Source organism: Chryseobacterium sp. 22543, assembly GCF_052044565.1.
In the GTDB taxonomy this organism is placed as follows: domain Bacteria; phylum Bacteroidota; class Bacteroidia; order Flavobacteriales; family Weeksellaceae; genus Chryseobacterium.
Genome location: NZ_JBQENH010000003.1, coordinates 477,910 through 504,767, shown reverse-complemented (window position 1 = coordinate 504,767; position 26,858 = coordinate 477,910). Strand labels below are relative to the sequence as shown.

Annotated in this window: 22 protein-coding genes; 17 read left to right on the top strand and 5 right to left on the bottom strand. The window is 36.3% G+C overall.

Features of this window, described 5'->3' with window-relative positions:
- Positions 1-17 precede the first annotated feature (17 nt).
- A complete protein-coding gene (bioA, locus tag ACTJIP_RS13095) occupies positions 18-1,310 on the top strand; it encodes an adenosylmethionine--8-amino-7-oxononanoate transaminase (protein ID WP_440704686.1) in 1,293 nt (430 codons plus the stop codon).
- Between the two features lie 120 nt (positions 1,311-1,430).
- On the opposite strand, the gene ACTJIP_RS13090 is transcribed toward bioA, so the two are convergent.
- The 3 genes from ACTJIP_RS13090 to ACTJIP_RS13080 all read right to left on the bottom strand — a co-directional run bounded on the left by ACTJIP_RS13090 (position 1,431) and on the right by ACTJIP_RS13080 (position 3,911).
- Positions 1,431-1,982 carry a hypothetical protein gene (locus ACTJIP_RS13090; RefSeq protein WP_440704685.1) on the bottom strand — a complete coding sequence of 184 codons (552 nt, stop codon included), beginning with the start codon at positions 1,980-1,982 and terminating at the stop codon, positions 1,431-1,433.
- A gap of 39 nt (positions 1,983-2,021) precedes the next feature.
- The gene (locus tag ACTJIP_RS13085) at positions 2,022-3,473 is read right to left on the bottom strand and encodes a T9SS type A sorting domain-containing protein (protein WP_440704684.1); all 1,452 of its coding nucleotides are present in this window, start codon (positions 3,471-3,473) and stop codon (positions 2,022-2,024) included.
- Positions 3,474-3,596: 123 nt separating this feature from the next.
- Positions 3,597-3,911 (bottom strand): winged helix-turn-helix transcriptional regulator, encoded by a 315-nt coding sequence (locus ACTJIP_RS13080; RefSeq protein ID WP_077417377.1) that lies wholly within the window; start codon positions 3,909-3,911, stop codon positions 3,597-3,599.
- Between the two features lie 92 nt (positions 3,912-4,003).
- On the opposite strand from ACTJIP_RS13080, the gene ACTJIP_RS13075 reads away from it, so the two are divergent.
- Complete coding sequence (locus ACTJIP_RS13075) at positions 4,004-4,774, top strand: MBL fold metallo-hydrolase (protein WP_077417374.1); 771 nt, start codon at positions 4,004-4,006, stop codon at positions 4,772-4,774.
- A gap of 56 nt (positions 4,775-4,830) precedes the next feature.
- On the top strand, positions 4,831-5,538 hold the full coding sequence (locus ACTJIP_RS13070; protein ID WP_440704683.1) for a DUF421 domain-containing protein: 708 nt from the start codon (positions 4,831-4,833) through the stop codon (positions 5,536-5,538).
- Positions 5,539-5,550: 12 nt separating this feature from the next.
- On the opposite strand, the gene ACTJIP_RS13065 is transcribed toward ACTJIP_RS13070, so the two are convergent.
- Positions 5,551-6,756 (bottom strand): CynX/NimT family MFS transporter, encoded by a 1,206-nt coding sequence (locus ACTJIP_RS13065; protein ID WP_232538951.1) that lies wholly within the window; start codon positions 6,754-6,756, stop codon positions 5,551-5,553.
- 71 nt (positions 6,757-6,827) lie between these two features.
- On the opposite strand from ACTJIP_RS13065, the gene ACTJIP_RS13060 reads away from it, so the two are divergent.
- The 10 genes from ACTJIP_RS13060 to ACTJIP_RS13015 all read left to right on the top strand — a co-directional run bounded on the left by ACTJIP_RS13060 (position 6,828) and on the right by ACTJIP_RS13015 (position 21,427).
- A complete protein-coding gene (locus ACTJIP_RS13060) occupies positions 6,828-7,610 on the top strand; it encodes a helix-turn-helix domain-containing protein (protein ID WP_440704682.1) in 783 nt (260 codons plus the stop codon).
- A gap of 582 nt (positions 7,611-8,192) precedes the next feature.
- Entirely contained in the window at positions 8,193-8,801 is a 609-nt protein-coding gene (locus tag ACTJIP_RS13055; protein WP_077417366.1) for a hypothetical protein, read from the top strand.
- An 85-nt stretch (positions 8,802-8,886) separates the two neighbouring features.
- A complete protein-coding gene (locus tag ACTJIP_RS13050) occupies positions 8,887-10,062 on the top strand; it encodes an MFS transporter (protein WP_077417364.1) in 1,176 nt (391 codons plus the stop codon).
- Positions 10,063-10,064: 2 nt separating this feature from the next.
- Positions 10,065-10,814 (top strand): siderophore-interacting protein, encoded by a 750-nt coding sequence (locus tag ACTJIP_RS13045; protein ID WP_440704681.1) that lies wholly within the window; start codon positions 10,065-10,067, stop codon positions 10,812-10,814.
- 53 nt (positions 10,815-10,867) lie between these two features.
- Positions 10,868-11,437, top strand: coding sequence for a Crp/Fnr family transcriptional regulator (locus ACTJIP_RS13040; RefSeq protein ID WP_077417360.1), 570 nt, complete (start codon positions 10,868-10,870; stop codon positions 11,435-11,437).
- Between the two features lie 123 nt (positions 11,438-11,560).
- The gene (locus ACTJIP_RS13035) at positions 11,561-11,923 is read left to right on the top strand and encodes a hypothetical protein (RefSeq protein WP_139348540.1); all 363 of its coding nucleotides are present in this window, start codon (positions 11,561-11,563) and stop codon (positions 11,921-11,923) included.
- Positions 11,924-12,193: 270 nt separating this feature from the next.
- Positions 12,194-16,531: a CusA/CzcA family heavy metal efflux RND transporter gene (locus ACTJIP_RS13030; RefSeq protein WP_440704680.1), complete on the top strand. Its 4,338-nt coding sequence runs from the start codon at positions 12,194-12,196 to the stop codon at positions 16,529-16,531.
- A gap of 7 nt (positions 16,532-16,538) precedes the next feature.
- On the top strand, positions 16,539-17,690 hold the full coding sequence (locus ACTJIP_RS13025) for an efflux RND transporter periplasmic adaptor subunit (RefSeq protein ID WP_180563760.1): 1,152 nt from the start codon (positions 16,539-16,541) through the stop codon (positions 17,688-17,690).
- Between the two features lie 444 nt (positions 17,691-18,134).
- A complete protein-coding gene (locus tag ACTJIP_RS13020; protein ID WP_440704679.1) occupies positions 18,135-19,943 on the top strand; it encodes a hypothetical protein in 1,809 nt (602 codons plus the stop codon).
- Between the two features lie 539 nt (positions 19,944-20,482).
- Entirely contained in the window at positions 20,483-21,427 is a 945-nt protein-coding gene (locus ACTJIP_RS13015; RefSeq protein ID WP_077417352.1) for an aldo/keto reductase, read from the top strand.
- A 161-nt stretch (positions 21,428-21,588) separates the two neighbouring features.
- Here ACTJIP_RS13015 and ACTJIP_RS13010 read toward each other — a convergent pair whose 3' ends face one another.
- Entirely contained in the window at positions 21,589-23,436 is a 1,848-nt protein-coding gene (locus ACTJIP_RS13010; protein ID WP_077417350.1) for a chloride channel protein, read from the bottom strand.
- A gap of 172 nt (positions 23,437-23,608) precedes the next feature.
- Here ACTJIP_RS13010 and ACTJIP_RS13005 point away from each other — a divergent pair, with 172 nt between their 5' ends.
- The 4 genes from ACTJIP_RS13005 to ACTJIP_RS12990 all read left to right on the top strand — a co-directional run bounded on the left by ACTJIP_RS13005 (position 23,609) and on the right by ACTJIP_RS12990 (position 26,858).
- Complete coding sequence (locus ACTJIP_RS13005; protein WP_077417348.1) at positions 23,609-24,283, top strand: response regulator transcription factor; 675 nt, start codon at positions 23,609-23,611, stop codon at positions 24,281-24,283.
- 66 nt (positions 24,284-24,349) lie between these two features.
- Positions 24,350-24,685 carry a four helix bundle protein gene (locus ACTJIP_RS13000; RefSeq protein ID WP_262484618.1) on the top strand — a complete coding sequence of 112 codons (336 nt, stop codon included), beginning with the start codon at positions 24,350-24,352 and terminating at the stop codon, positions 24,683-24,685.
- Between the two features lie 53 nt (positions 24,686-24,738).
- A complete protein-coding gene (locus tag ACTJIP_RS12995; RefSeq protein ID WP_440704678.1) occupies positions 24,739-26,025 on the top strand; it encodes a sensor histidine kinase in 1,287 nt (428 codons plus the stop codon).
- Between the two features lie 77 nt (positions 26,026-26,102).
- Positions 26,103-26,858: a COG4705 family protein gene (locus ACTJIP_RS12990; RefSeq protein WP_440704677.1), complete on the top strand. Its 756-nt coding sequence runs from the start codon at positions 26,103-26,105 to the stop codon at positions 26,856-26,858.

Here is a 26,858-nt window from a genome sequence, read left to right as displayed (position 1 = left end):
ACTCTTTACATCAATATATGAATACAATAACAAAAGAAATCAGCCTGCAGCAAAGAGATAAAGCGGTCAACTGGCATCCGTATACGCAGATGAAAACAGCTGACGATATTATTCCTATTGTAAAAGGAAAAGGAATTTACCTGTATGATAACGAAGGGAAAAAATATCTGGATGTCGTTTCATCTTGGTGGGTGACTTTGCACGGCCATTCTCACCCTTATATTGCACAACGTGTTTTTGAACAGTTAAATACACTGGAACAGGTTATTTTTGCAGGATTTACCCATGAACCCGCTGTAAAGCTTTCTGAAAATTTACTCAAACTTCTTCCGGCTGGCCAGAAAAAGGTCTTTTATTCGGATAATGGCTCTACAGCAGTAGAAGTTGCTTTAAAAATGTGTATTCAATATGCATACAATAAAGAGAAAAAGAAGACGAAGATTTTAGCTTTTAAAAATGCTTATCACGGAGATACTTTCGGAGCCATGTCTGTAAGTGGAAAAAGCTTCTGGACAAGACCTTTCGAAAGCATGCTGTTTGAAGTTGTTTTTATTGATACACCCAATGCAGAAAACCTGGAAAGCCTGCAAAAACAGATTAAAGATCTGGCTGATGAAGTGGCTTGCTTTATCTATGAGCCATTAGTTCAGGGTGCTGCAGGAATGTTGATGCATAAAGCTGAAGACCTTGGCCAGCTAATGAAATTCTGCAGGGAAGAGGGGATTCTTATGATCCAGGATGAAGTTTTTACAGGATTCGGAAGAACAGGTAAGCTTTTCGCAGCAGACTATCTTACAGAAAAACCGGATATTATGTGTTTTTCAAAAGGACTTACCGGAGGAACTATGCCAATGGGAATCACGACTTGTTCTGATGAAATTTACAATGCCTTTCTTTCAGATGATCGTCATAAAACCTTATTTCACGGGCATTCGTTTACAGCCAATCCTTTAGCCTGTACAGCGGCTCTTGCCAGCATGGAACTATTACTTACAAACGAAACTCAAATGAATATCAACCGCATCACTCATCAACATTCAGAGTTTGCAAAAGCACTTGCTTTTCATCCTCATGTAGAAAAGGTTCGTCAGATCGGGACTATTTTAGCTTTCGATTTTAAAACCAGGAATGGTACTTCTTATTTCAATGAAATAGGGAAGAAGCTTTACAATGAATTCTTAAAAAGAGGGATTATTATGAGGCCGCTGGGGAATGTAATCTATCTGGTTCCGCCATATTGTATTACTTCCGAAGAATTGGATTTTGTATATCAGAATATTATGGAAGTTCTGGATCAGTTTAGAGATTAAACGATCTCTTCAGGTAATAATTTTTTTTAATTTTTTTAAACCTTATAGATTTTGGAAATCTATAAGGTTTTTAGGGTTTTATATTCAGCGTTTTATTTTCGCAATAATTGCCTGATTGTCTTAGAGCTCTTGCTCAGCTTTCTTTAAAATACCAATCAACTCTTTCAATTCTTCTTTACTGAATTCAAGCAAATTCTGATTATAATGGCTTGACGGAATTTTTATATAGTTGACCCAGGATGAAAGTTTCTTACGATAAACACTCCCAAATTCAATATTGCTCATGGTGACAAATTTATATTTGGTTTCCTGATTCGATTTTTCATTTTCTTTCTGTTCCACAGTATGAAGAGCCTGGATAAGCTTCCCCAATTCATTTTTATCAATCGTAAGGGTCTTTTTCGATATTTGGTCAAAAGTTTCATATTCATACATTATCCCCAGAAAAGTTTCTGATAAGTTATCCGAAGCGTCTTTTGTTTCAATTTTTTGAATATTCAGGTTTTTAAACTTACCTACATTAATGATTTTCTTCTCAATTAATGTCCCTTTTCTAGAATTGATGGGAAGTCCGCGAGATGTTGTTGTAGATCTTTGAACAGGAGGTGGTGCAATTTGAGCAGCTGCCCATACACCTGATACACAGGAAATCATAATGATGATTCTTTTCATTGATAGAATTGTTATTAGTTTTTTAAATATATATTTTTTCTACTTCTTAATTAGCTTTTTTGTGGAAAATCTTCCATTTTCAAAAATAGTTTTTACAAAATACACTCCTTCAGAAAGGTCAGAAACATCAGCATTATTTTCTATTACAGTTTTTAATAATTTTCCACCAACAGAATAGATCTCTATTTTATCAATTTTTTCTTTTGATTGATAAGTTAAATGATTTTGTACTGGGCTTCCAAAAGTAATTTCAGGATTATTTTTTACCGTTCCTTTTGTTGCTAATGTAGCAGTACCGTTTATAAGATATTTTACAATATTTAATGTTTCTCCATCGGTGCTCACAATGATATTATTATCAAAAACCTTTATTGCGTTAATATTATGATAGACTAAATTAGGATCATTTTCTATATATTCTCCAAATACAGGATCAACAGTTCCATTTTGATTTAGCTTAGATATATAATAATAAGTGTAGCCACTATTATTAAGGTCAGCAAAGCCCGCAATATAATAAGAACCATTTTTTTCATAGATATCACGGAATTCAAGTCCAACAATACCATTATAATTAAATGTGGTATCTGGTGTACCATCGGCATTAAGCCTTCCTAATGCAGGTGGTGTCTGCCACATTAAATCATTCTTTGCATATACAATTTTATTGGCAGAATCTACTTTTACAATACTGGGGTCACCACTAAACAAAACTTCTCCATTGTTACCAAAACTAGTCATAGGCTGCCCGTCAACAGTGTATTTTTTTATTGTACCATTTCCAAAAAAAAGAAGATTAAGCTGGTTATCTAAAATGATCCGAGGAAGATAAGGACTCTGAAAAGGATTCTGTTGATAAGTCAGTATTTCTCCGTTATTCCCAAAGCTATTGTCTGATGTACCATCCGAATTTAATCTTAATGTATGAGTTTTCCCGTCAGTTTGTCCAAAAGAATCCATACTTATTCCTGAAACAAGAATTTTATTTCCCTGCTGTATAAGATTAGTTAATTCAAAAGAAACTGATAAATTAGCTAATACCTTTATTCCTCCATTTCCAAATGAAGGGTCTAACTGCCCATTCGGAAGTAATCGAATTACATCCAAATAACACATATTGTTTGTAGAACCATATCGTTTGAGCAGTAAAGTTAATTTATCATCTGCATGTCTTATAAATCCAGCAAGAGAACCATCATTGTAATTCAATGCAATGTTGCCATTCGTGCCAAAAGTCATATCTAAAGAGCCACTGTAATTTGTCGCTTTAGAAATAATTAATTGGTTGGTGCCGGTATTATAGGATTTATAGAATACTGAATTTGTCGCTGCAGTCAATTCTCCTGCATAAGAGCTTCCCGTTCCTAAATATGAGCTTCCTGCTGGAAGGGTATAAATCCCGTTCGAAGCAAACGCAGGATCTTTGGAAATAATTTGTGCAAAAGAAGCTTGTGCCACGAGAGTAAGCACAAATAATAATTGTTTTTTCATTGTTTGGTTTTTTTAATAAAATTTTGAGGTTATAATGTAACCTGTGTAAGTATAATTTTTAGGTTGTGTTTTCAAATGTATGATAAAATTTTAGAAAAGTAAAAAAGTGCTCAGATTTTTGCTTTACTCCAGTCCATTTCCCCATGAATGAAGTTCAGAAAGAATAGGGCCAAGCTTTTGACCTTTTTCGGTTAACTTGTAATATACTTCAGGCGGAAAATTATAGACTTCAATCCGTTCAATAATAAGGTCGTCTTCAAGCTGCTTCAATTGCTCTGCAAGTACTTTCTTGGAAACCCGGGGCATACTTCGCCAAAGTTCTACAAAACGTACTTTATCTTCTTCAAAAAGGTTATGCAGAATCAGTGGTTTCCATTTCCCTGAAAGAATATTCAGGCTTCGTCTCAATCCACAGTTTTTAAATTCTTCAAAATTCATATGTCAGTTGAATATTTATGGTTAACCTTTTGGTAACCTTCGATTGTTTTACCCCGATCGGGCAATAGCTTTGCTGTACAAACTTAGTCAAAATGAAATTACAATTATGGCGCAATGCAACATTGCTATTGAATATTGATGGAATTTCCATCCTCGTAGATCCAATGCTTGGGGAAAAAGGTTCTCTTGGTAAATTCCCAATGGTAGACAACGAATTACTGAATCCTCTGGTAGATCTGCCTTTTGGCAAGGAAGAATTAAATCAAAAACTTGAAAAAGTAGATGCTATAGCTGTTACCCATCTTCATCCTGATCATTGGGACACTAGAGCTATTGAACTTCTTGACAAAAATATTCCGATCATCTGTTCATATCTCATTTCAGAACAAATTGCAGAACAGGGTTTTACAAATATTACCTCTGTTAGTAACAGCGTACAATGGAGAAATATTGAGATAACTAGTACCAAAGGACAACATGGAACGGGAGAAATCGGAGAGAAAATGGGAATTGTAAATGGTTTTGTTTTTAAAACAGAAAATAAATCCGTTTATATCGCAGGAGACACCATCTGGTATAATGAAATTGCTCAGGAAATTGATAAACATGAACCACAACATATCATTGTTGCAGGTGGAGCCGCCACTTTTTCAGTAGGAGATCCTATTATTATGACCAGTGAAGATATTATAAAAGTCTGTGAACACGCTCCCGAATCTACAGTTTGGGTAACTCATCTGGAAGCGGTAAGCCATTGCAAAGAAGACAGAAAATTTATTCAGGGAAAAATAACGGAAAAAGGACTCGAAAACCAATGTTTTATATTGAAAGACGGAGAAGAGGTAAGCCTGAAACAGATATGAAATAAATAACAGGAGTTATGGCTTATTTTTTGAATATTTCCTGATAAATAATTGGTATGCTGTCAGCTTTTCTCTTACATCTTGATTGGAAAGAATTATTATTGGGACACGAAGAGTGGTCTTTTCTTTTAGAGATCATTCTTCGTACCATGATTATGTTCCTTGCTATTATCATAGGACTTAGAATTTTAGGAAAAAGAGGGGTAAAACAGCTCTCAATCTTTGAATTGGTAGTCATTATTGGCCTGGGATCGGCAGCAGGAGATCCTATGTTTAATAAGGATGTCGGAATTATTTCATCCCTTATTGTTTTTATTGTTATTATTCTTCTATATTCTATTGTGACCCATTTTATCGGAAAAAGTAAACGTTTTGAAAATCTGGTAGAAGGAAAATCCATCTGCCTGGTAGAAAATGGCGAATTTTCAATTAAAAACTTTCAAAAAGAAAACCTTGGGAGTGACGAATTCTTTGCAGAGTTGAGACTAAAAGGAATTTCGCAACTTGGACAGATTGAAATGGCTATAGAAGAAATATCAGGAGAGATCAGTGTATTCTTTTTAGAAGATGAATCTGTAAGATATGGGCTTCCTATTATGCCAGGCTCATTACTTAATCCGTTACAATATATTCATGAGGACAAACATTACTCTTGTATATTTTGTGGGTATACAGAACATAAAAAAGCGGGCAATGCCGGACGCTGCCAAAAATGCCAAAAAGAAGAATGGGTAACATCCAGCAATAAAAGACGTGTCACCTGACCTTTGTCCATCCTAATCCTCAACATATTTATTTCTCGCAGCCTTCATTCCAAAATACAACATCAATATTACCGCAAAACTTAATAAATAAAATGAGCTGTTCCAGGAAACATCCCAATCATGCAGTTTTCCAAATAATGGAGGCCCAAATGCAGCAATCAGATATCCGACAGACTGAGCCATTCCGGAAATTTTAACAGCATTGATACTGCTTTTCGTTCTCGTTGAAAAAAATAGGATAGATAAACTGAAAGACAAGCCATTAGAAATCCCTATGATCACAGCATTCACATAAATCCACTGAGATTTAAGGAACACAAACATCATCGTACTTCCAAACATCAGGGTGCATATAAAAAGAATCATCAGTCTCTGATCTTTCATCTTACTGGCAATAATCGGGCAGCAGAACGTCACAGGAATCATCGTAATCTGAATCACAAAGAAAACCCAGCCGGAGCTTTCTCCCTGCATATGAAAATCTGCAAGAAATGAAGGCAGCCAGGCTACCAGACAATAATAAAATAAAGACTGCAGACCCATAAAAATACTGATGTTCCATGCCTGAGCAGATTTGAACATATTAAAATCAGAAGTACTGAGTGCCGTTTTAGGAAGATTTGGATTTCTTTTATTAAAGATAAATTCCAATACTAAAACAAGAAAACCCAATGCCGCAATAACCAGCCAGATTCCTAAAGAACCTTTCCATCCAAACCCCGTCAGTTCCCCGATCTTCACACTAAAACCAGAAGCCAGGGCCGCCGTAAGATTCATGGATACAGCAAAAATTCCAGTCATAAGACCAATCTGCTTCGGGAAATTATTTTTAACGTATCCCGGAGTGACCACATTTCCAATGCATATCCCTAAGCCAATAAATATAGATCCTAAAAATAACAGCCAAAGAGATCCGCTGATTCTTAAAAATAAACCAAAACTTAAAATAATCAGAGAATACATCAGAAGTTTACTGATTCCGAACTTATTAGAAAATCTACTGACCAATACAGAGCAGGCTGCAAACATAAACAGTGGAATAGAGGTAAGCAGACTTACCTGAAAATTATCAAGTTTCAATGCATCTCTTACTTCTCCCAATACAGGAGCAACTGCCACAATTGGTGAACGGAGGTTGCTGGAAATTAATATAACTACCAGAACGTTAATGATTAACAAAACATACGAAGCATTCCTTTTTACTTCATTCTTCATCATAATAAAAACTTTTCTGCAAAATTAATATAGTAATTTTGTTTAATTTTGCCAAAGTTTTAACCTAAAACGACATGAATGCCAACAACAGCATAAAAATAGATGATCTGAAGAAACCTTATTTTGTATGGTTTGAAGAAAACTGGGTTCATGATGATGTCCTTCACCATCATCAGAAAGGTCAGCTGGTATATGTGGAAAGTGGGTTCCAATACATCACTATTGAAGAAAAAATCTATCTTCTCCCACAAAATCATGCCGTATGGATTCCTCCAAATGCAATTCATAAAACTAATTCACATTCCGAAAAGATAAAACTGATGATCATGTTTGCTGATATCAGTACAAAAAATCCCTTTTATCATGAGGTTAATGTATTTTCTGTTCCACCGGTTTTAAAAGAAATGATAAAATATGCGGAAAAATGGTCTAAGCAAATGATTTCTGATGATGATGAAAATCTATTTCTCAAAGCATTGTTCAACGAACTTCCGCGATTTGTTGAACATTCCTTAACGCTCCATATCAGTCTTCCAAAAGATCAACGCCTTACAAAAGTTATTGAGCATCTTCATCATCACTATCGGGATGAAATTAAGATGGAAGATCTCAGCGATACAGCACTTTTGTCTTTCCGTACATTGGAACGTATTTTCAAAAAAGAAACCGGACTCACTTTAAGTAAATACCAGCAGATGCTTCGTATCATTAAAAGTCTGGAATTTCTGAGTGCTGGGCATCTTACTATTTCAGAAACAGCTTATGAAGTAGGGTACAAGAGTGTACAGGCCTATACCAGAAGTTTTCTGTCTGTAATGCAGTTCAGACCTACAGATTTTATTAAAACAATTAAATAGACGTTTAGAGCACCTGCAGAAGCCGGTCGAAATATAGCAAAAAAGAGACTTATTGAGATCTTAAAACTTTGAACATTACTTTGTATAAAAGCAATTGACTTGTTTGAAAAAGAGTATAATTCACATTTTACATCATTTTCCACTTCAACAGCCAATATTCAATTATGATACTATTGAAAATAAAAAGGTCTCCACGAATGGAGACCTTAAAAAAACACAAATGATGAAAAAAAATTATTTCGATCCACAAATATAAGTAAAAATCATGTTATGCAAAACATCATAAGCTTATTTTTTTTAATAATTATTTATTTTAAGTAAAAATAATTATTCTCTAAATGATTTTGGTTTTCTTTAGGATTCCGAAATTCTTTACACAAAAACATATCCTGTTAAATATAATTCGCGCCCTGATGAATTGTATGCCGTTTTTTAGCATGAACAGAATAGTTGTGAGAAGTGAATTATTATAAAAATAAAGCTACTTTAAAACAATACTCAAACAATTGTTTAACTTTTTTGTGACTCTACTCATAAAAACCTATAGAATTTTTGCTGTATTTTCTCCAAAAAACATATTCCATGAAGCCAAAAAAATTTAAAGGAGTCCCAAAACAAAAATTCGGAGGTTTCCATGATACAGAAACCAGAAAAATATTTGATCAGGATTCCATGTCGTTAAAATTTGAAACATTAAAAGAGAGATTTTTCTCAGTCAATAAGTGGCAAAGTTATTGCGGGGAGGCATTTGCAGCATTTAAGCTTTACGATTTCAATGGTCATCCTGTGGATCGTGAACCACAGAAAGGAGATTTTATAAGGATTGATATTCCGGGACCGGGAGAACCTGAAGCCAAAGGATATGATTGGGTGGAAATTACAGATATCTGTTTTTATCAGAACAGTTTTGCCGAAAGTATAACAATGACCTGCAGACCATCCAGAAACCCTGAAGATAAAAAAAACCACCATATTGCTCATTTTTACAGCTCCGGAGCAACCTCTACCTTTATGATATCAAAAAGTCCTGCTCATGTAAAAGCCGCAGTATACGGACGTAATGAAAGACCTAATCTGAATGCTAAATTACTTGATGTCATCAGGAATCTTGTCACCGCCGCAGGAGGAATGATGGGAACTGCTAAAATACAATGGAAACAGCTTACCGACAGTTTATTGGATTTTGAATAACCTTTTTTTACCTTTTTTGATCTAGATCAAAGTTTGGTATTTGTTGTACAGGGACATTTGCACCTGAATATTTTAAACAAAATTTATGAGTACAACATTAGAAAGAGGGCAGACGATTAATTTCTATCAGGCGACTGCTCCCATTATCATTTCGGTATTTGGAGTTTATCTTACCATAGGAATTGCCCTGGGAGCACTTCCCGGGTTTGTCCAGAACACATTAGGTTTTGACAGCATTATTGTGGGGCTTGTTATTGGTTTGCAGTCGTTGTCAACACTTTTGACGCGTGCCTATTCCGGGAAAATTACAGATACCAGAGGAGCCAAGAAAAGTAAAATGTCAGGTGTGGTATTAGCTGTTATTGCCGGGATTGTTTATATACTTGCAATACTATTTCAGGGTCATCCGCTGATGGCACTTCTCTTTCTGTTAGCAGCAAGAATCCTTCATGGTATTGGCGAAAGCTTTCTGGTTACCGGAGCATTGACGTGGGGAATAGGGCTGGCAGGCCCCTCTAACTCTGGAAAAGTAATGACCTGGAACGGTATTGCTATGTATGCAGGAATTGCAATTGGGGCTCCTGTCAGTATCTGGTTGAGTAAAGAATACAATATGCTGCCTGCTTTCATCCTTATAGCCTTACTTCCGCTTGTAAGCTGGCTTTCTACCGCAAAACTTCCTTCTATTCCTGTAGATAAAGATCATGTACGAACGCCTTTTTACAAGGTAATCGGGGCAATATCGGGGCAGGGACTGAGTCTTGCTTTTTCATCAATGGCTTTTGGATGTATTGCTTCTTTTATTGCTTTATTTTTCTCACAAAAGAATTGGGGAGATGCTTCACTTGCTTTTATGGTTTTCGGAATATGTTATGTTCTTACCAGAATTTTCTTTGCTTCATTTCCGGATAAATACAGAGGTTTTAAGATTGCTTTGATCTCTCTGATCATCGAAGTGGCAGGACAGCTGCTGATATGGACATCTGTTTCCAAAACATTAGCCATTATCGGATGTGGATTAACTGGGATTGGATTTTCATTGGTCTTTCCGGCATTGGGAGTTCTTGCCATTCAAAAAGTAAAACCACAAATGAGAGGAACAGCATTGGGAGCGTATGTTGCTTTTGTTGATCTTTCCTTAGGATTGGCTGGACCTATTGCCGGGCTGATTGCAGGCTGGTTTGATTATCAGGCAGTATACCTTTTCGGGGGAATCAGCTGTATGGTATCAATGATTATTTTATTATTTAATAAAAAATAAAAATGGAAAATTCTATCATTACTCAAGCAGAGAAAACAAAAAAAATACGTTCTGCATTTATCATTAAAAATAAACAGTATCTCACCCCACATCTTATCCGTGTGGTATTTGAAATGGATGACAATCAGGCTGAACTGCTTGCCAATGTGCGTTCCGGTTCAAATAATAAAATCTTTTTTCCAACTAAAGAAGGAAGAACTCCTTTAATCAGAACATATACTAACAGAAAAATTGACTTGGAAAACCGGGAATTGAGTATAGATTTCGTTGCCCATGGTGATAACGGGCCCGCTTCTGCATGGGCATTACAAGCGAGTCCTGGTGATTCATTGGAAATAGGGATGAAAGAAAGTACAAGGCCTTTAGTTCCCGATGCTGATTTTTATCTGCTGGCGGGAGATGCAACAGCATTACCTGTCATTTGTGCTATTGCCGAGCAGTTTCCTCCTTATGTATCCGCAAAGATCCTATTAGAGGTGGCAGGCAAAGAAGATGAACTTATTCTGTGTTCCGCAGCAGATATATCAGTAGAATGGCTTCACAATCCTCATCCGGAAGAGGGAAGCCGGCTTGCAGAAGCTGTAAAATCTGTTCAGTTTCCGCCCGGAGTTTTGAAAGAATATGTGTATATCGCTGCAGAATACACAACAGTTCATGAACTTCGTAATTATTTTAAAACAACCCTGCAATGGGATCCCCATGGTCTATATATCTGCTCGTACTGGAAAGCCGGACAGGCAGAAAATATATAGACCGTTTTGATAAAAATAGTAAGCAAATCCTTTTTATCATTACTTTTGCTTACATGCAGGAACTTTTAGCTTCATATATTAAAAATAGAATATCAGTAACGGATGAAGAATTGAATACCATTCTTTCTTATTTCAAACACGTTCAATTAAAAAAGAATGAAACACTCCTTACCAACGGACAACACAGCCAACGGACATTTTTTGTTGTAAACGGTTGTCTCCGTATATTTTTTATTAATGAAGAAGGGCAGGATTCCACGCGATATTTTGCATTTGAAAATCAGTTTGCAACAGCATTAACCAGTTTTATTACTTCTGAGCCCTCCGACGAATTTATTCAGGCCGTGGAGGATTCAGAAGTATATTACATTAGTCATGAAAGCTTTTACCATCTCCTGGATATTATTCCGCAATGGGAAAAATTTTACAGGATATATCTGGAAACAGCGTATGTGAGTAATACGAAGAGACTGATGTCTTTCCTTGTTCAGGATGCTCTTGAAAAGTACCGCCAGCTGCTGAATGAAAATCCTGTTGTAGTAAGGAGACTTTCTAATAAAATGGTAGCTTCCTATCTTAATATCTCTCAGGAAACTTTAAGCAGATTGAAATCAAGACTTTGATTTTTGTTTGACAAATCTAATAATATTACAAAGAGCTTTAAACCATTTTTAAACGGAATAAAATTCTCAAAAAATTAATACCAGAGCCTTCTCAGGAAAAATTTAAGCCTTATATTTGCACTCATGTTAAAATGGTTCTCCATATTATGCTCAATGATGTATGTGCTGGCTACCACCAATGCGGGGGAAGTACTGAAGGTGCCTATGTTTGTGGAACATTTTATGGAATACCACGGAAGCTTATCAGAGTTTGTCATGGAACATTATGATAATCACAAAGAGGATTCTGACTGGGATACTGATCAGAAACTGCCATTTATCAATCCTCCTATTGTATTGACTGTACATGCCCAGCTTCCGGAACTTACATTTGAAATAAAAAAACCTAAAGAAATTACTGTTTCCAAGAAAAACAGTATCTACAAGGAAAAAGATTTCTCCAATCATTATCTTTCCCAGATTTTCCAGCCTCCGCGGCTTTCATAACTGATTTTACACTGACATTGCTTTAGACTTAAAGCAGTCCATTTATTATTACATCAATTTAACCTATCGTGCATTATAACTCTGTTTATGATGTCTTTACTAAACTTTGTTTAAATTTTTCAGAATGATAAGTTTACAACAAAGCACATGATTATCAGGGAGATATTCTTACTGAGTGATATGATATCTTCTGTGCTTTTGTAATTGTACAAATAAAGACTTCAGCAGCTTTTATAAGATATTCCGGGTTATCAATTAATAGTTTTTTCCATGTTAAATAAAATTATTGAGTTTTCTGTAAAGAATAAACTCATCATTGCTCTGTTTACAGTGGGGCTTGTTCTTTTTGGGGTCTATGAAACCACCAAACTACCCATAGATGCTCAGCCGGACATCACCAATAATCAGGTACAGATTATTACGACTGCTCCTTCTTATGGTGCAGCAGATATTGAACGCCTTGTTACATTTCCTATCGAACAGGCTACCAGCAATATCAGCGGAATTACAGAACTTAGAAGTTTCTCACGTTTCGGACTGTCATTAGTAACGGTAGTTTTTGATGACAATACGGATGTCTACTGGGCACGCCAGCAGGTTCAGGAACGTTTGCAGCTTGTTCAGGACAATATCCCGGCCGGAATCGGAAAACCGGAACTGGGACCTATTTCCACAGGATTGGGAGAAATTTTCCAATATGTGGTAAGGGCCAAAAAAGGATATGAAAATGTCTATGATGAAACGGAACTCAGAACCATTCAGGATTGGGTGGTCAGAAGACAGCTTCTGGGAACTAAAGGAGTCGCCGATGTCAGCAGTTTCGGAGGAAAACTGAAACAATATGAAATCGCCATTAATCCCAACAGACTTCAGGCATTCAATATCAATATCAACGATGTTTTTGGAGCGTTGGAGAAAAATAACCAAAATACCGGAGGTGCTTATATTGAGAAGAAAGAAACCGTTCTTTTTATTCGCAGCGAAGGGCTTCTGGGAAGTACGGAAGATATCGGAAGTATTCAGGTGGCAGAAACCAAAGAAGGTATTCCGGTACACATTAAAGATGTTGCTTCCGTAAAGATAGGGTATGCAACAAGATATGGTGCTATGACCTATAATGATACAGGAGAAGTATCCGGAGCTATTGTCCTGATGCTGAAAGGGGAGAATGCCAATGTAGTGATTGGAAATATTAAAGAAAGACTGGAAAAAATACAGGAATCATTACCTGAAGGGGTTGTCATTGAACCTTTCCTTGACCGTGCTAAAATGGTAAACAACACCATCAGTACAGTAAAAACAAACCTGATGGAAGGCGCTTTGATTGTTGTTTTTATTCTGGTTTTATTCTTAGGAAACTTCAGAGCAGGATTATTGGTAGCTTCTGTAATTCCTTTAGCGATGCTTTTCGCTATCATTATGATGAATATTTTTGGGGTAGGAGGAAACCTGATGAGTCTTGGAGCGCTTGATTTCGGACTTATCGTAGATGGAGCCGTTATCATCGTGGAAGCGGTACTGCATCAGCTGGCCCACAAAAAGCATTTCGGAAAAGATAATATGCTCAGCAAAAAAGAAATGGATGACCAGGTTTCTGGTTCTGCGACCAAAATGGTTAACAGTGCCGTTTTTGGGCAGATCATTATCTTAATTGTATATCTTCCGATTTTTACACTTCAGGGCATTGAAGGTAAAATGTTTAAGCCAATGGCCCAGACCGTTGCATTTGCCCTGATTGGCGCATTTATTCTTTCCCTTACTTATATTCCTATGATGAGTTCTCTGGTATTGAGCAGAAAGAAGAAAGAAAAAGAAAATATTTCAGACCGTGTAATGGGAAAAGTAGAAACTGGCCACCAGAAATTCCTGATAAAAGCCCTTAAATATAGAAAAACCATTATTCTGGGAGTGTTAGTACTGTTTGTTGGTGCTGTTTTTACCCTTTCCAGAATGGGTGGGGAATTTATCCCATCTCTTGAAGAAGGTGACTTTGCCGTTGAAATGAGGATTCTTCAGGGAAGCAATATCAATGAAACCAAAAAAGCAACCAGTCAGGCAGCTAATATACTTTTAACCCAGTTTCCTGAAATACAGAAGGTGGTCATGAAGATTGGTAGTGCAGAAATTCCTACGGAACCAATGCCAATGGATTCCGGAGATATGATCATTGTCTTAAAACCTAAAAAAGAATGGACTTCTGCAAAAACATTTCCAGAACTTTCTGATAAAATGAGTAAAGCACTGAGCGTTATTCCGGGATTGACAACCAGTTTTCAGTTCCCGGTACAAATGCGTTTCAATGAGCTGATGACCGGAGCAAGGCAGGATGTGGTATGCAAAATTTATGGGGAAGATCTGGACAGCCTTGCTGCCTACGCAAAAAAGATGGGAAGCATTATCAACACGGTAAAAGGAGCTCAGGATCTTTATATAGAACCCGTTGTGGGAGCTCCACAGGTTGTTATTGATTATAACCGTTCGGAACTGTCCCGATATAATATTTCCGTGGCAGATATCAACAGGGTTATCAATATGGCTTTTGCCGGTCAGACAGCAGGTGCTTTATACGAAGGAGAGAAGAAGTTTGATATTGTAGTCCGGATGGATAATGAACATAAAAAAGATATCACAAGTATCCGGAATCTTTTGATACCTACCGCTTCAGGAGAGCAGGTTCCTTTATCACAGCTGGCCAAAGTAGAGCTTAAAAACAGTCCGAACCAGATCCAGAGGGAAGATACCAAAAGAAGAATCATCGTAGGGTTTAATGTAAGAGGAAGGGATGTTCAGAGCATCGTGGAAGAACTTCAGCAAAAGGCAGGTAAAAGCCTGAAACTATCACCCGGATATACCGTTTCTTATGGAGGAGCTTTTGAAAATTTAAATGAAGCCAAAGCCAGACTCGGAGTAGCAGTTCCTATTTCATTAGTAATGATTTTCCTGTTGTTGTTCTTTGCTTTCGGTTCTGTAAAACACAGCTTACTGATCTATACCGCCATTCCATTGTCTGCGATAGGAGGTATTTATTTTCTGGCATTGAGAGGAATGCCTTTCAGTATCAGCGCAGGGGTAGGATTCATCGCTTTATTCGGAGTAGCAGTACTTAATGGAATTGTTTTGATATCAGAGTTTAACCGATTGAAAAAGAATGGAATAACAAACACCAACAGAATTGTACTGATGGGTACAAAAATCAGACTTCGTCCGGTGTTAATGACAGCTTTTGTGGCTTCGTTAGGATTTCTTCCTATGGCGATCAGTAATGGTGCTGGAGCAGAAGTACAGAGGCCTTTGGCTACCGTTGTAATCGGCGGTTTGATGCTTGCTACACTTTTAACCCTTTTTGTACTTCCTATTCTCTATGTTTTATTCGAAAATATTAATAAAGATAAAATGAAATTCTCTAAAAAATTCAACTATAAAAAACTGTCCGTTTTCCTACTGCTGATCTCTTTCGGAAGTTTTCAGGCTCAGGAAAGCATTACTTATGACCAGGCTTTGGAAAAGGCCTATCAACAAAACGGAACCCTTAAAAACTCAAAATTAGTATCAGATTATCAGGAAAAACTCAAAGCCAGCTATCTGGATATTCCACAAATGGAAGTTACAGGCGGATTTGGACAGATTCAGGGAGAGGAAACCGACAATTCTTTCGGAATCTCTCAAAGATTCAGTTTTCCTACGGTTTATTCAAAAAGAAAACAAATGCTGGATGCGGAATGGTCTGCGGGTATCATCAATCAGAATCTGACCAAAACACAGCTTACGAAAGAGGTTACAGACGTTTTCTACAGAATATTAGTGCTTCAGGAGAAGAAAAAAGTATTGGAATATATCAGCCAGATGTACAATAATTTTGCTGACAAGGCGGGATTAAGATTAAAAAAAGGAGAAGCCAATATTTTAGAGGAATCAACCGCTGAAATCCAGAAAGAACAGGTACAAGTACAGCTGAACACTCTTGAGAATGATCTAGATATCGCAAAACTTCAGCTTCAGGTATTACTTCAGTCTGAGAATCCTTACCAGCCGATTGCTGATCAACCGACAATGAATATGGGTATTCAGATTTCTGAGGAAATGGTAAAACAACATCCTGAACTTCAGTATCTGCAGCAACAGATTAAAGTAGGAGAGGCGGAAGTACAGCTGGAGAAAAGCAAACTGCTTCCGGATCTTCTTGTTGGATATACCAATCAGAGTATGAAAAACATCAATAATAACCGTTTTAATTCGGTTCAGGTGGGCGTAGGAATTCCATTGTTTACAAAAGGGCAAAGAGCTTTGGCAAAGGCTGCACAGGCAAAAATTGCAATATCCGAAAATCAATACCAGCGAAAAGAAATTGAGCTGAAAAACAGATTGAGACAGCAACTGAATAATTATATGAATCAACAGAGAATCATTGAAAATTATCAACAAAAACAACTTCCGAAATCTGAAATCATTTTAAAAACAGCACAGAAACAAATGGAAGTAGGAGAAATTGATTACCTGGATTGGGTAATATTGGTGAACCAGGCCGTAAAAACCAAAGCAGACTATATTGATCAGCTGGAAAAACTGAATCAGATCAGTGCCGAACTTAATTTCTTAATTTCAAAATAACAACGTCATGCAGTTCAAGAATATATCTATATACAGCCTTACTTTAATCCTTACTTTATCTTCATGTTCAGGAAAAAAAGAAGAAGAAAAAACGGTTTACGAAAACACAAAATTTACCAAAAACAATGAAAATTCGGTTCATCTCACGGAAAAACAAATTCAGTCTGTAGGAATTACCACCACATCTATTCAGAACAGAAATATGGAAAAGCTGGTACGACTGAACGGAAAAGCAGAAATTGCACCTTCACACATCAGTTCGGTTTCCAGTATTATGGGCGGGCACATCAAATCTATTAACATAATTAATGGAAGCCATTTCAATAAAGGACAGGTTCTTGCTGTTGTGGAAGATCCACAATTTATACAGCTTCAGCAGGATTATCTGGTGACAAAAGCACAGCTTGAAGCCGCAAGACTGAACTTTAACCGCCAGAAAGACCTTAATACAAGCAAAGCCAGCAGTGATAAGACGATGCAGACCGCTCAGGCAGATTATGCTACCCTGAATGCTACTTTAAAGGGGCTTGAAGAAAAGTTGAGAATCATTGGAATTAACGCCAGAGGTTTACATACTGGAAATATCAGAAGTAAGATTAATATCTATGCCCCATTTACCGGTTTTGTAAGTAAAATTCTTGTGAACAACGGACAATACATCAATCCGGCAGATACTTTGTTTGAGCTGATCAACCCCGCAGGATTGCTTTTGGAATTAAAGGTTTTTGAAAATGATGTGAATGATGTGAAAGCAGGACAGGAAATTGTAGTGTACAACAATCAGAATCCGGATGTGAAATCCAACGCAAGGATTGTCAGTGTAGTTCCAAGCATTGAAAACGGGGGATCTGCAACTGCCGTTGCTAAATTGTCTTCGGTAAATTCTGAATTTGTAAAAGGAATGTATATCAATGCTGAAGTTAATATCAACAGCCGGTACACACAGGGGCTTCCTAATGAAGCGGTAATATCTTTTGAAAATAAAAATTATGTTTTTGAAGATCTCGGAAAATCGAATTATAAAATGATTCCTGTTGTAACCGGAATTTCTGATGACCAGTTTACAGAGATTGTAAAAGCAGATGCTTTAATGGATAAAAAAATTGTACAGAAAGGTGCTTACAGCCTTCTGATGATGCTTAAAAACAAGGCAGAATAATTTAAGCCTGACTAATTTTTTTTATTTATTTAAACGAAAGTCATTAAAGCGTTCATTTTGAAATACTTTAGTCACAATAATACTACATAAAAGTTGATATAAGATGAAAATCAAAGATTTTCATAAAACTTAGGTGTACTTATTATGCATAAAAGCTGGCTCTTAAAAAGCCTAAGTGTTCAAAAACTTTTGTGTCTTTTGTGGTTAAAATAAAATCTACTACAAAACGAAAAGATCAGTCAGCCGGCTGATCTTTTTTATTTGAATGACTATACTTTATATACATAGCTATAAAACCAATTAAAAAAAATGATATTTGACATGTTTTTCATTTTGTAAAATATTATTTAATGCATAATTCATTTTAAAATAATATATTTAAGAAGTGAATAGTTTTTAAAGGATTTTTTAGATGAATAAGAAAAGAACTTTTATCGAAAATTTATGACAAAAAAACCTTTGCACAATTTCCATATTCCGGTAATGGGACTGGCTTACACCATAGACAGCCCGATCCGTGTTGCACAATATGGAATTTCTTCTGTGATCTCTATCATTGATGATGAAATCCTTGAAAAGATGAAAAACTTTTATAATAAGAAGTTTAATCTTGACTATTTTGGAATCTCAACAAAAGCAGATGATTACAGGGCAAGAAGAGTTACTGCCTATCTGGATATGGTGGATGATATCGTGAATGAAAAATTTGAATCTTTCAAACAGGAAATCAGCAAAAACAAAGAGGCTTTAAAGGACTTCATGGCCATACTTCCGAATACTTCGGATCTTAAAACAAGTCTTCAGAATCTCATTAATCAAAAAGATAACTGGAGCTCCAATATCAAAAACTTCATAGAATCTAACTTAAGACCTGGAAGTATTGACGTCAATATCATGACGAAAGTGGATAAGGACAATTATCAGAACAACGAGCAGCTTCCGGTAATGTATAACGATGCCCATGCTTCACTGCGGGGATTTGCCAAAAGCAAACTGTCATCATCAATGGTTCTTTCAGCAGGAATGAATCCTCGTCTGTATAGTTATATGGAAGAGTTTGAAGACTTTTTCCCGGATGAAAACGGAAAGATCAAAAAGAAAATCATTCTTAAAGTAAGCGACTTCCGTTCTGCAATGATCCAGGGAAACTTTCTGGCTAAAAAAGGACTGTGGGTTTCAGAATACAGAATAGAATCCGGGCTGAACTGCGGCGGCCATGCTTTTGCAACCGAAGGAATGCTTCTTGGGCCTATCATGGAAGAATTTAAGCAGAAAAAAAATGATCTGATACAGTCAGCGCATACGTTAATGACAGCTGCTTTGGAGCAAAAAGGAAAGCCTTTGGTTTCTGAGCCTTTGGAAATGAAAATTACCGTTCAGGGTGGAGTAGGAACTTCCGAAGAACATGAGTTTCTATTGGTTCATTATAAGGTAGACAGTGTAGGATGGGGCTCGCCGTTTTTACTGGTCCCTGAAGCCACTTCTGTAGATACGGAAACCCGAAATCTGCTTGTAAAATCAAAAGAACAGGATTTGTATCTGAGTCATATTTCGCCTCTGGGAGTGCCTTTCAATACGGTAAAAGGAACTTCTAATGAACTATTGAAGTATGAAAAAGAAGCTAAAGGTAAATACGGCAGTTCGTGTCCGAAAAAGCTTCTGGCATTAAGCAAAGAATTCTCACCGGAAGGAACCTGTACCGCTTCTAAAAAATATCAGGATATCAAACTGAAAGAATTGTATACTGACCGGGAAACCTTAACAGAAAAAGAGTTTGATAAAAGAAAGTCTCAAATAACCGATAAAGCCTGTCTGTGTGTAGGACTTGTGAATGCAGCATATATGGAGCAGAATCTTGAAATCAAAGGAGAAAAACAGGGGGTTGTGATATGTCCCGGACCCAATATTGCTTTTTTTGATAAAGAAGTTTCACTTTCGGAAATGGTAAAACATATTTATGGAAATACCAATATTCTTTCCCATACTCAACGTCCAAATATGTTTATCAATGAACTGAAAATGTATGTTGACTATCTGAGAAAGGAAATTACAGAATCTTCAGTACAGATTACCCATGCCCAAACAAAAAAATGGAATGCTTTCAAGAAAAATATACTTGAAGGAATAGAATATTATCATGATCTTTTTATAGGGTCATCATTCTTCAGCAACGGATTATCAACCATCAATCTGCAATTACAGGAATATAAACTTCAGCTTACTGCTATTGATGTTCCGCAGGTTGAAAAATAACCGTATTTTTTAATTGATAGATAATAAAAACAGCTTTCAACGCGGAGGCTGTTTTTGTTTTTTTGAGTTGTTCTGTTGGAGAAATATAAAATATAAATGCAGGCAATCAAATATTTCCAACAAAGCATGTATCTTATTTTTACAATACACAATTTTATCGGAGATAAAATCCTTGCGTCTTTGTGATCTTTCAACAATCATATTTTATGAAATGATTAGGAGTTGGAAAAACGCAAAGGCGCAAAGATTTATAATATTACTGTAGAATGTAAGGCGCTAGAAAATCAAAGATTTTCAGCAAGCGTGTGTCTAATTTTTACGGTATATAATTTTATCGGAGAAAAAATCCTTGCGTCTTAAAAACGATGTTGCAGGTAAGAATTATTTGCGTCTTTGCGTTTTATAAAAAAATAATAGTCAAAAAAACTGAGGAAACATCCGTGTTTTCATTTATAATAACTATAGACGGAATGGCTATTTTGAATATCCTTTGGGCATAATATTCCTTACCTTAGATCCTACTTAGTAAAATTATTTTTATGGAAAAAAGAAAGATCAAAAACACCGATTTAACGATTGCACCAATCAATTTCGGAGGAAATGTTTTTGGATGGACCCTGGATGAAAAACAGTCTTTTGATATACTGGATCGCTTTACAGAAGCAGGATTCAATTTTGTAGATACTGCAGACACCTATTCATGGTGGGTGAACGGGAAAGGAGGACAATCTGAAGAGATCATTGGAAAGTGGATGAAAAGCCGTTCTAACCGTAATGATATCGTTTTGGCAACAAAAGTAGGTTCTGAAACCAAAGAACATGGCTATGATATCAGCAGAAAGCATATCTTACAATCAGTGGATGAGTCACTGAAAAGGCTTCAGACCGATCATATTGATCTCTATTATACTCACTTTGATGATAATATCACTCCGGTAGAAGAAACGCTTTCGGCTTATGATGAGATCATTAAGGCTGGAAAAGTGCGCTATATTGCGGCTTCCAATTTATCACCGGAACGTTTAAAAGCTTCATTTGAAGCTGCTGAAAAGAATAATCTTCCTAAATATGTTGCATTACAGCCTCATTATAACCTGATGGAAAGGGAAGGTTTTGAGGGAAATTATGCACCTCTGGCAGAGCAGTTCGATTTAAGTGTATTTCCTTACTGGTCTCTGGCAGCTGGTTTCTTAACGGGTAAATACCGTGATGAAGCAGATCTTGCAAAAAGCGCGAGAGGTGAAGGGGTAAGAAAGTATTTAAATCCTAAAGGACTTGAAGTTTTAAAAGCTCTGGATCAGGTAAGTTCAAAACATAATACCACTCAGGGAACGGTTTCTCTGGCATGGCTGTTATCCAATCCTTTGATCACAGCTCCTATTGTAAGTGCTACAAGTGCATCACAGCTTGAAACGGTATTCAATGCTCCAAAACTTATTCTTGATCAGGAAGATATTGATCTGCTGAATAGTGCAGGCAACTAATTTTCAACTTTCATTATAGACTAAAATTTAATCCGTTCATTGCTGAACGGATTTTTTATTTCGACAATGCTTAACCACCCCGTCAAAAATTCTTTGAATTTTCGCCCTCCCTCCAATGGAGAGGAATTTTAGTTCTTCGATTGTGATTATTCAGTTATTAATTAATCAGAATATTCCTTCAAAAGCTGTCTGTAGCTCATCAGTATTGAGGATTTTGAAATAAAGCCTATAAAATCATTATTCTCACTCACTACAGGAAGATTCCATACCCCTGTATCATCAAAAGTCTGAAGAATCTCCAGAGGTTTATTATCACGGTGAAGTATAGCTGGTGGAGCTTTCATAATCTGAATGACCAGCTGAGAAGCATCCATTTCTTTGTTAAAAAGATAAGGTCTTATATCATCCAGGGTAAGAATTCCCTTTAGCTTTCTATTTTCATCCACAACAGCAAAAATATTTTTATCTCCATTCTTTACCATTTCAAATAATTCAGTAACAGAAGCATTTTCATTAATGGTCTGAGAATACTGATCTATAAAATCTTCTGTTCTCAAGGCAAAAAGGAGGTTTTTATCATGTTTATTGGTCAAAATCTTTCCTTCATCTGCTAAAGATTTCAGTTCCGGAGAGATTGGGGAGAACCATTTGGCAATAAGGTAAGATATCACAGAAGCGATCATCAGGGGAATAAACAGATCATATCCGAAACTGGATTCTGCAATCAGAAATATTGCAGTAAGCGGAGCATACAGTACACCGCTCATTGCCCCAGCCATTCCTACCAGAACAAGGTTGGTCACCGGAACATCTGTAAAGCCTAAATGCTGACAAACCAAAGCAAATAAGTACCCTAAAGTTCCTCCTGCAAAAAGAGACGGGGCAAAATTACCTCCGTTACCACCACTGAAGATGGTAAAAGAAGTGGCAAATGCTTTTAAAAGCAATACCAGAATTAAAAATACAATAATCGTCCAGTCTCCGATCTCAAAATACCTGAAAAAACTGTTTTCAATAATAGAGTGGGTATTTCCGTTGGTAAATGCTTTCACTGTTTCATAACCTTCTCCAAATAATGGTGGAAAAAGAACACACAACAATGAAAGTACAGCGCCACCAAACATTGCTTTACGCATTCTGGAAAGCTGAAGTCCTTTTATAAAATGTTCTACTTTTTGGGAAATAATCACAAAATAACGGGCATACAAACCTGTTACAAGTCCTAAAATAAGGTAATAAGGGACATTTTTATAGTTGAACGGATCTCTTGTATAAAACCTGAAAAGAACATCTTCCTGAAGCAAAATCCTCGACAAAAGACTTCCGCAGACTGCAGCCACAACCAAAGGAATAAAATCTGTAAAAACCACTCCGGTCAACAGAATTTCAAAGGCAAACATAATCCCGGCAATTGGAGCATTGAATGCAGATGCAATTCCTGCTGTAGCACCAGCAGCCAGCAATAAAGTGCGTTCTTTGTAACTTAATCTGTAGGTCTGCGCATAGTTTGAACCAATAGCAGCTCCGGTAACAGCTATAGGACTTTCCAATCCTGCCGAACCTCCCAATCCTACGGTAACCGCACTCTGTATCACCTGGGAATACATTTTAACGGAAGCTACGATACTGGAATTCTGTGCAATTTCATAGAGTATAGCCCCGATACCTTTACGATCCTGTCCTTTGAACAACGTCAGAACGATCATCGTGGTCAATACAATTCCTAAAAAAGGAAAAACAATATAGAATAATATCTGATATTCAAAGTGGACTTTGGTAGTAATGAAATTGTGTATATTGTGTACCAGCGTTTTCAGAATAACTCCTGCAAGACCCGCCGTACAGCCTACCAGAATTCCGGAAAGAACAAGAAACTGATTCCGGCTCAGCCTGTTGTTCAGCCAATGCAGAATAAGCTCATAACTGCGCGCTTTTTCTAATCCATATTTTTGGAAATCTCTTTTAAATTTAAGGAAGCTCAGGTACTTTTTTTTGTTGTGAATTTTCACCTTAGAAACATTTTATGCTATCATCAGATTGATACAGCTCCGTAAATTTATGAAATATATCACAAAAAATACCCTTTTGAAGATTTACACTTGTTTGTGATTTATATTTTTGTAATTTATGTTTTAATTTTAAATTCAAAATTTCTTCAAAATTTAATGATAGTTTTATGGCATGAAAATCCTAATCGTTGAAGACGAAGCAGCGCTTACCCAAAGTATTGCCGAATATCTGTCCGGAGAAAACTATCTCTGTGAAGCTGCCAGCACATTCAGTGAAGCGATGAGTAAAATAGAGACATTTGACTATGACTGTATTTTACTGGACATTATGCTTCCAGACGGAAATGGTCTGAAAATACTTGAAGAATTAAAAAAGCAGCAGAAGCAGGACGGAGTCATTATCATTTCTGCCAAGAATGCTCTGGACGATAAAATTGAAGGTTTAAAACTGGGTGCAGACGATTATCTTACCAAACCATTTCACCTCTCAGAGCTTATGGCAAGAGTATATTCTATCATTCGGAGGAAGCAGTTCAGTAGTTCCAATGTAGTAAAACAAAATGAACTTCAAATTGACCTGCTTGCTAAAACAGTTGCTGTAAACGGCGAAACGATTTCATTAACAAAAAAAGAATTTGATCTCTTAATTTATTTTATCGGTAACAAAAATAAAGTCATCTCCAAAAGTACATTGGCGGAACATCTTTCCGGAGACCTTGCAGATATGCTTGACAATCATGACTTTGTATATGCTCATGTGAAAAACCTCAAGAAAAAACTGTATGATGCCGGATGTGAACATTATCTGAAAACAGTATATGGAACGGGGTATAAGTGGGAAAGCTAGGTTAATTATAAATTATGAATTAAAAATTATAAATGATGAGTTATTATAAGCGAAAAGAAAAATGTGTTGAAAGATAAAAGTTTTAATTTTGCAATAAGAATTATTAATCTTTATAAATATCTCTCAAGTGGCAGGAGTGAATATGTTCTGAGTAAACAGTTATTAAGAAGTGGAACAGCAGTAAGAGCTTTAATAAGAGAGTCACAAAATGCGGAAAGTAAAGCAGACTTTGTTCATAAACTCGCTATTGCTCAAAAAGAATGTGATGAATCTATTTATTGGATTGAGCTTTTATATCATACTGAATATTTATCATCCAATGAGTGTCAAAGTATTCATAATGAAGCTATTGAAATATCAAAGATAATCAGGAGCATCATCATTACATCAAAAAATAAATAATCTTTCATAGAGCCCAACAATTCATAACTCATAATTTTTAATTCATAATTATCTTGAAGCCTTTACTTACCAAAACGACAAAACCTTTTCTCATCTATGTACTTATTGTGCTGATGATAAGTATTCCTGTGTATTATTTTGTGGTGGATACCATCTGGAAAAGTGAACTGGATGAGCATAATCAGATTATTGTTGAGAAGACGGCTTATGAGTTCAACCAGTTGAAACTGTCTGAGGAAGAATTAGACAAAAGTCTTGCACTGTGGAATCATATCCAGCCTGAAACGAATATTGAGAAAATTTCAGCTCAACAAATAAAACGGGACACAGTTTATACTTACGAAAAACACTTACCTTTTATTTCGGAACAAAAAAAAGAGCGTTACAGATGCCTGAGAAAAGTCGTTTATCTACAGAACAAACCTTATCTTTTTACGATACAGACCAATATTGAGGAATCTCATGAAACAATAGCTGTAATTGCAATGATTACCATATTTTTCTTTGTAATCATAGTGTTAGGGCTTTTATATCTGAACAGAAAACTTTCTTCATCTATCTGGAAACCGTTCAGGAATACATTGGATCAACTGAAAACCTTCAACCTTAACAGCCAGAATACCATACAGTTTCCGGTTTCTGACACCACAGAATTTGAAGAACTTAATCAGTCTCTCTATAAACTGATAGAGCGTAATATTTCTACCTATAAAACCCAGAAAGAATTTACAGAAAATGCTTCCCATGAGCTGCAGACACCGCTGGCCATTATTAAAAATAAGCTGGATCTTTTACTTCAGGATCAGGATCTTACTGAAAAACAGTACAAAATCGCTGAAGACATAAACAAGGCTCTTACAAGAAGTTCTCGCATCAATAAAAACCTCTTGCTGCTTGCTAAAATTGATAATAATCAGTTTGACAGTTCAGAGATTATTTTGTTTGATCATTTGCTTCAACAAAGTATTGATACTCTCCAGGAACATATTGAGCAAAAAAATATTTCCGTTCAGGAAAAGATAGTAGATAATGTACAGGTGAATGGAAACAGTATTCTGACTGAGATACTGATCAACAATCTCATCATCAATGCAATCCGCCATACAACTCCCGGAGGTTCTATTTCTATACAATTGGCAGATTCTTCTTTTGAAGTTTCCAATTCGGGTACTGAAAAGCTGAATATGGATTTGCTTTTCAAAAGATTCTCTAAGCTTTCAACGGATAACAGCGGAAGCGGGCTCGGACTCTCTATCATCCATGAAATCTGCAGGTTTCATCATTGGACTATCAGCTATAGGTTTGAAAACAAACATCACATCTTCACTGTTAAATTATAGTTAAAAAATTTCACGGCTCAGGCAATTCTAAATTTCTTCTAAATCGGTTTGCACCTTTGTATTGAAAACAAAGCAAAATGAGAACAGCAAACAAAGTAGCAGCCGTTACACTCCTTTTCTGGCTTATGAAAATTGTAGCCACTACATTGGGAGAGACCTTGGGAGATTTTATTTCTATGACCCTTAATCTGGGATATGTTGTAGGAATTTTGGTTACGCTGATGTTTTTCATCCTGATACTTTCGGTGCAGCTTCGTGTAAAAAAATATATTCCGGCAGTGTATTGGGTCGTGATTATCGGAACAACCACTTTGGGAACCGAAATCTCAGATTTTATCGACCGTACTTTAAAAACAGGATATCTGGCAGGAAGTCTGATTTTATTTCTAGGCCTTTTAACTTCCTTATTCTTATGGTACAGAAAATATAAGAACCTGGAGGTTTATCCGATTTTTGAAAGAAATAAAGAATTCTATTACTGGACGGCTATTTTATTTTCCAATAGTCTGGGAACAGCTTTTGGGGATTTTCTGAGTGATAATTTAGGACTTGGATATATGTCGGGAGCTTTGTTTACAGGGCTGATCGTAGTAGTGGTAGTGGCACTTCATTATTTTACGAAAATCAATCATGTTGTTCTGTTCTGGATTGCTTTTGTTTTTACCAGACCCTTTGGTGCTACATTCGGAGATCTTTTGACAAAGCCTTTAGCTAAAGGAGGTCTGGACCTTGGAACTCTCAATGCTTCCCTGATCTCTCTTACACTGATGGTTTTCATGATCATTATTTCACAAAGAAAACACAGCCGGGAATTACCTCTTCAAAAGGAATAA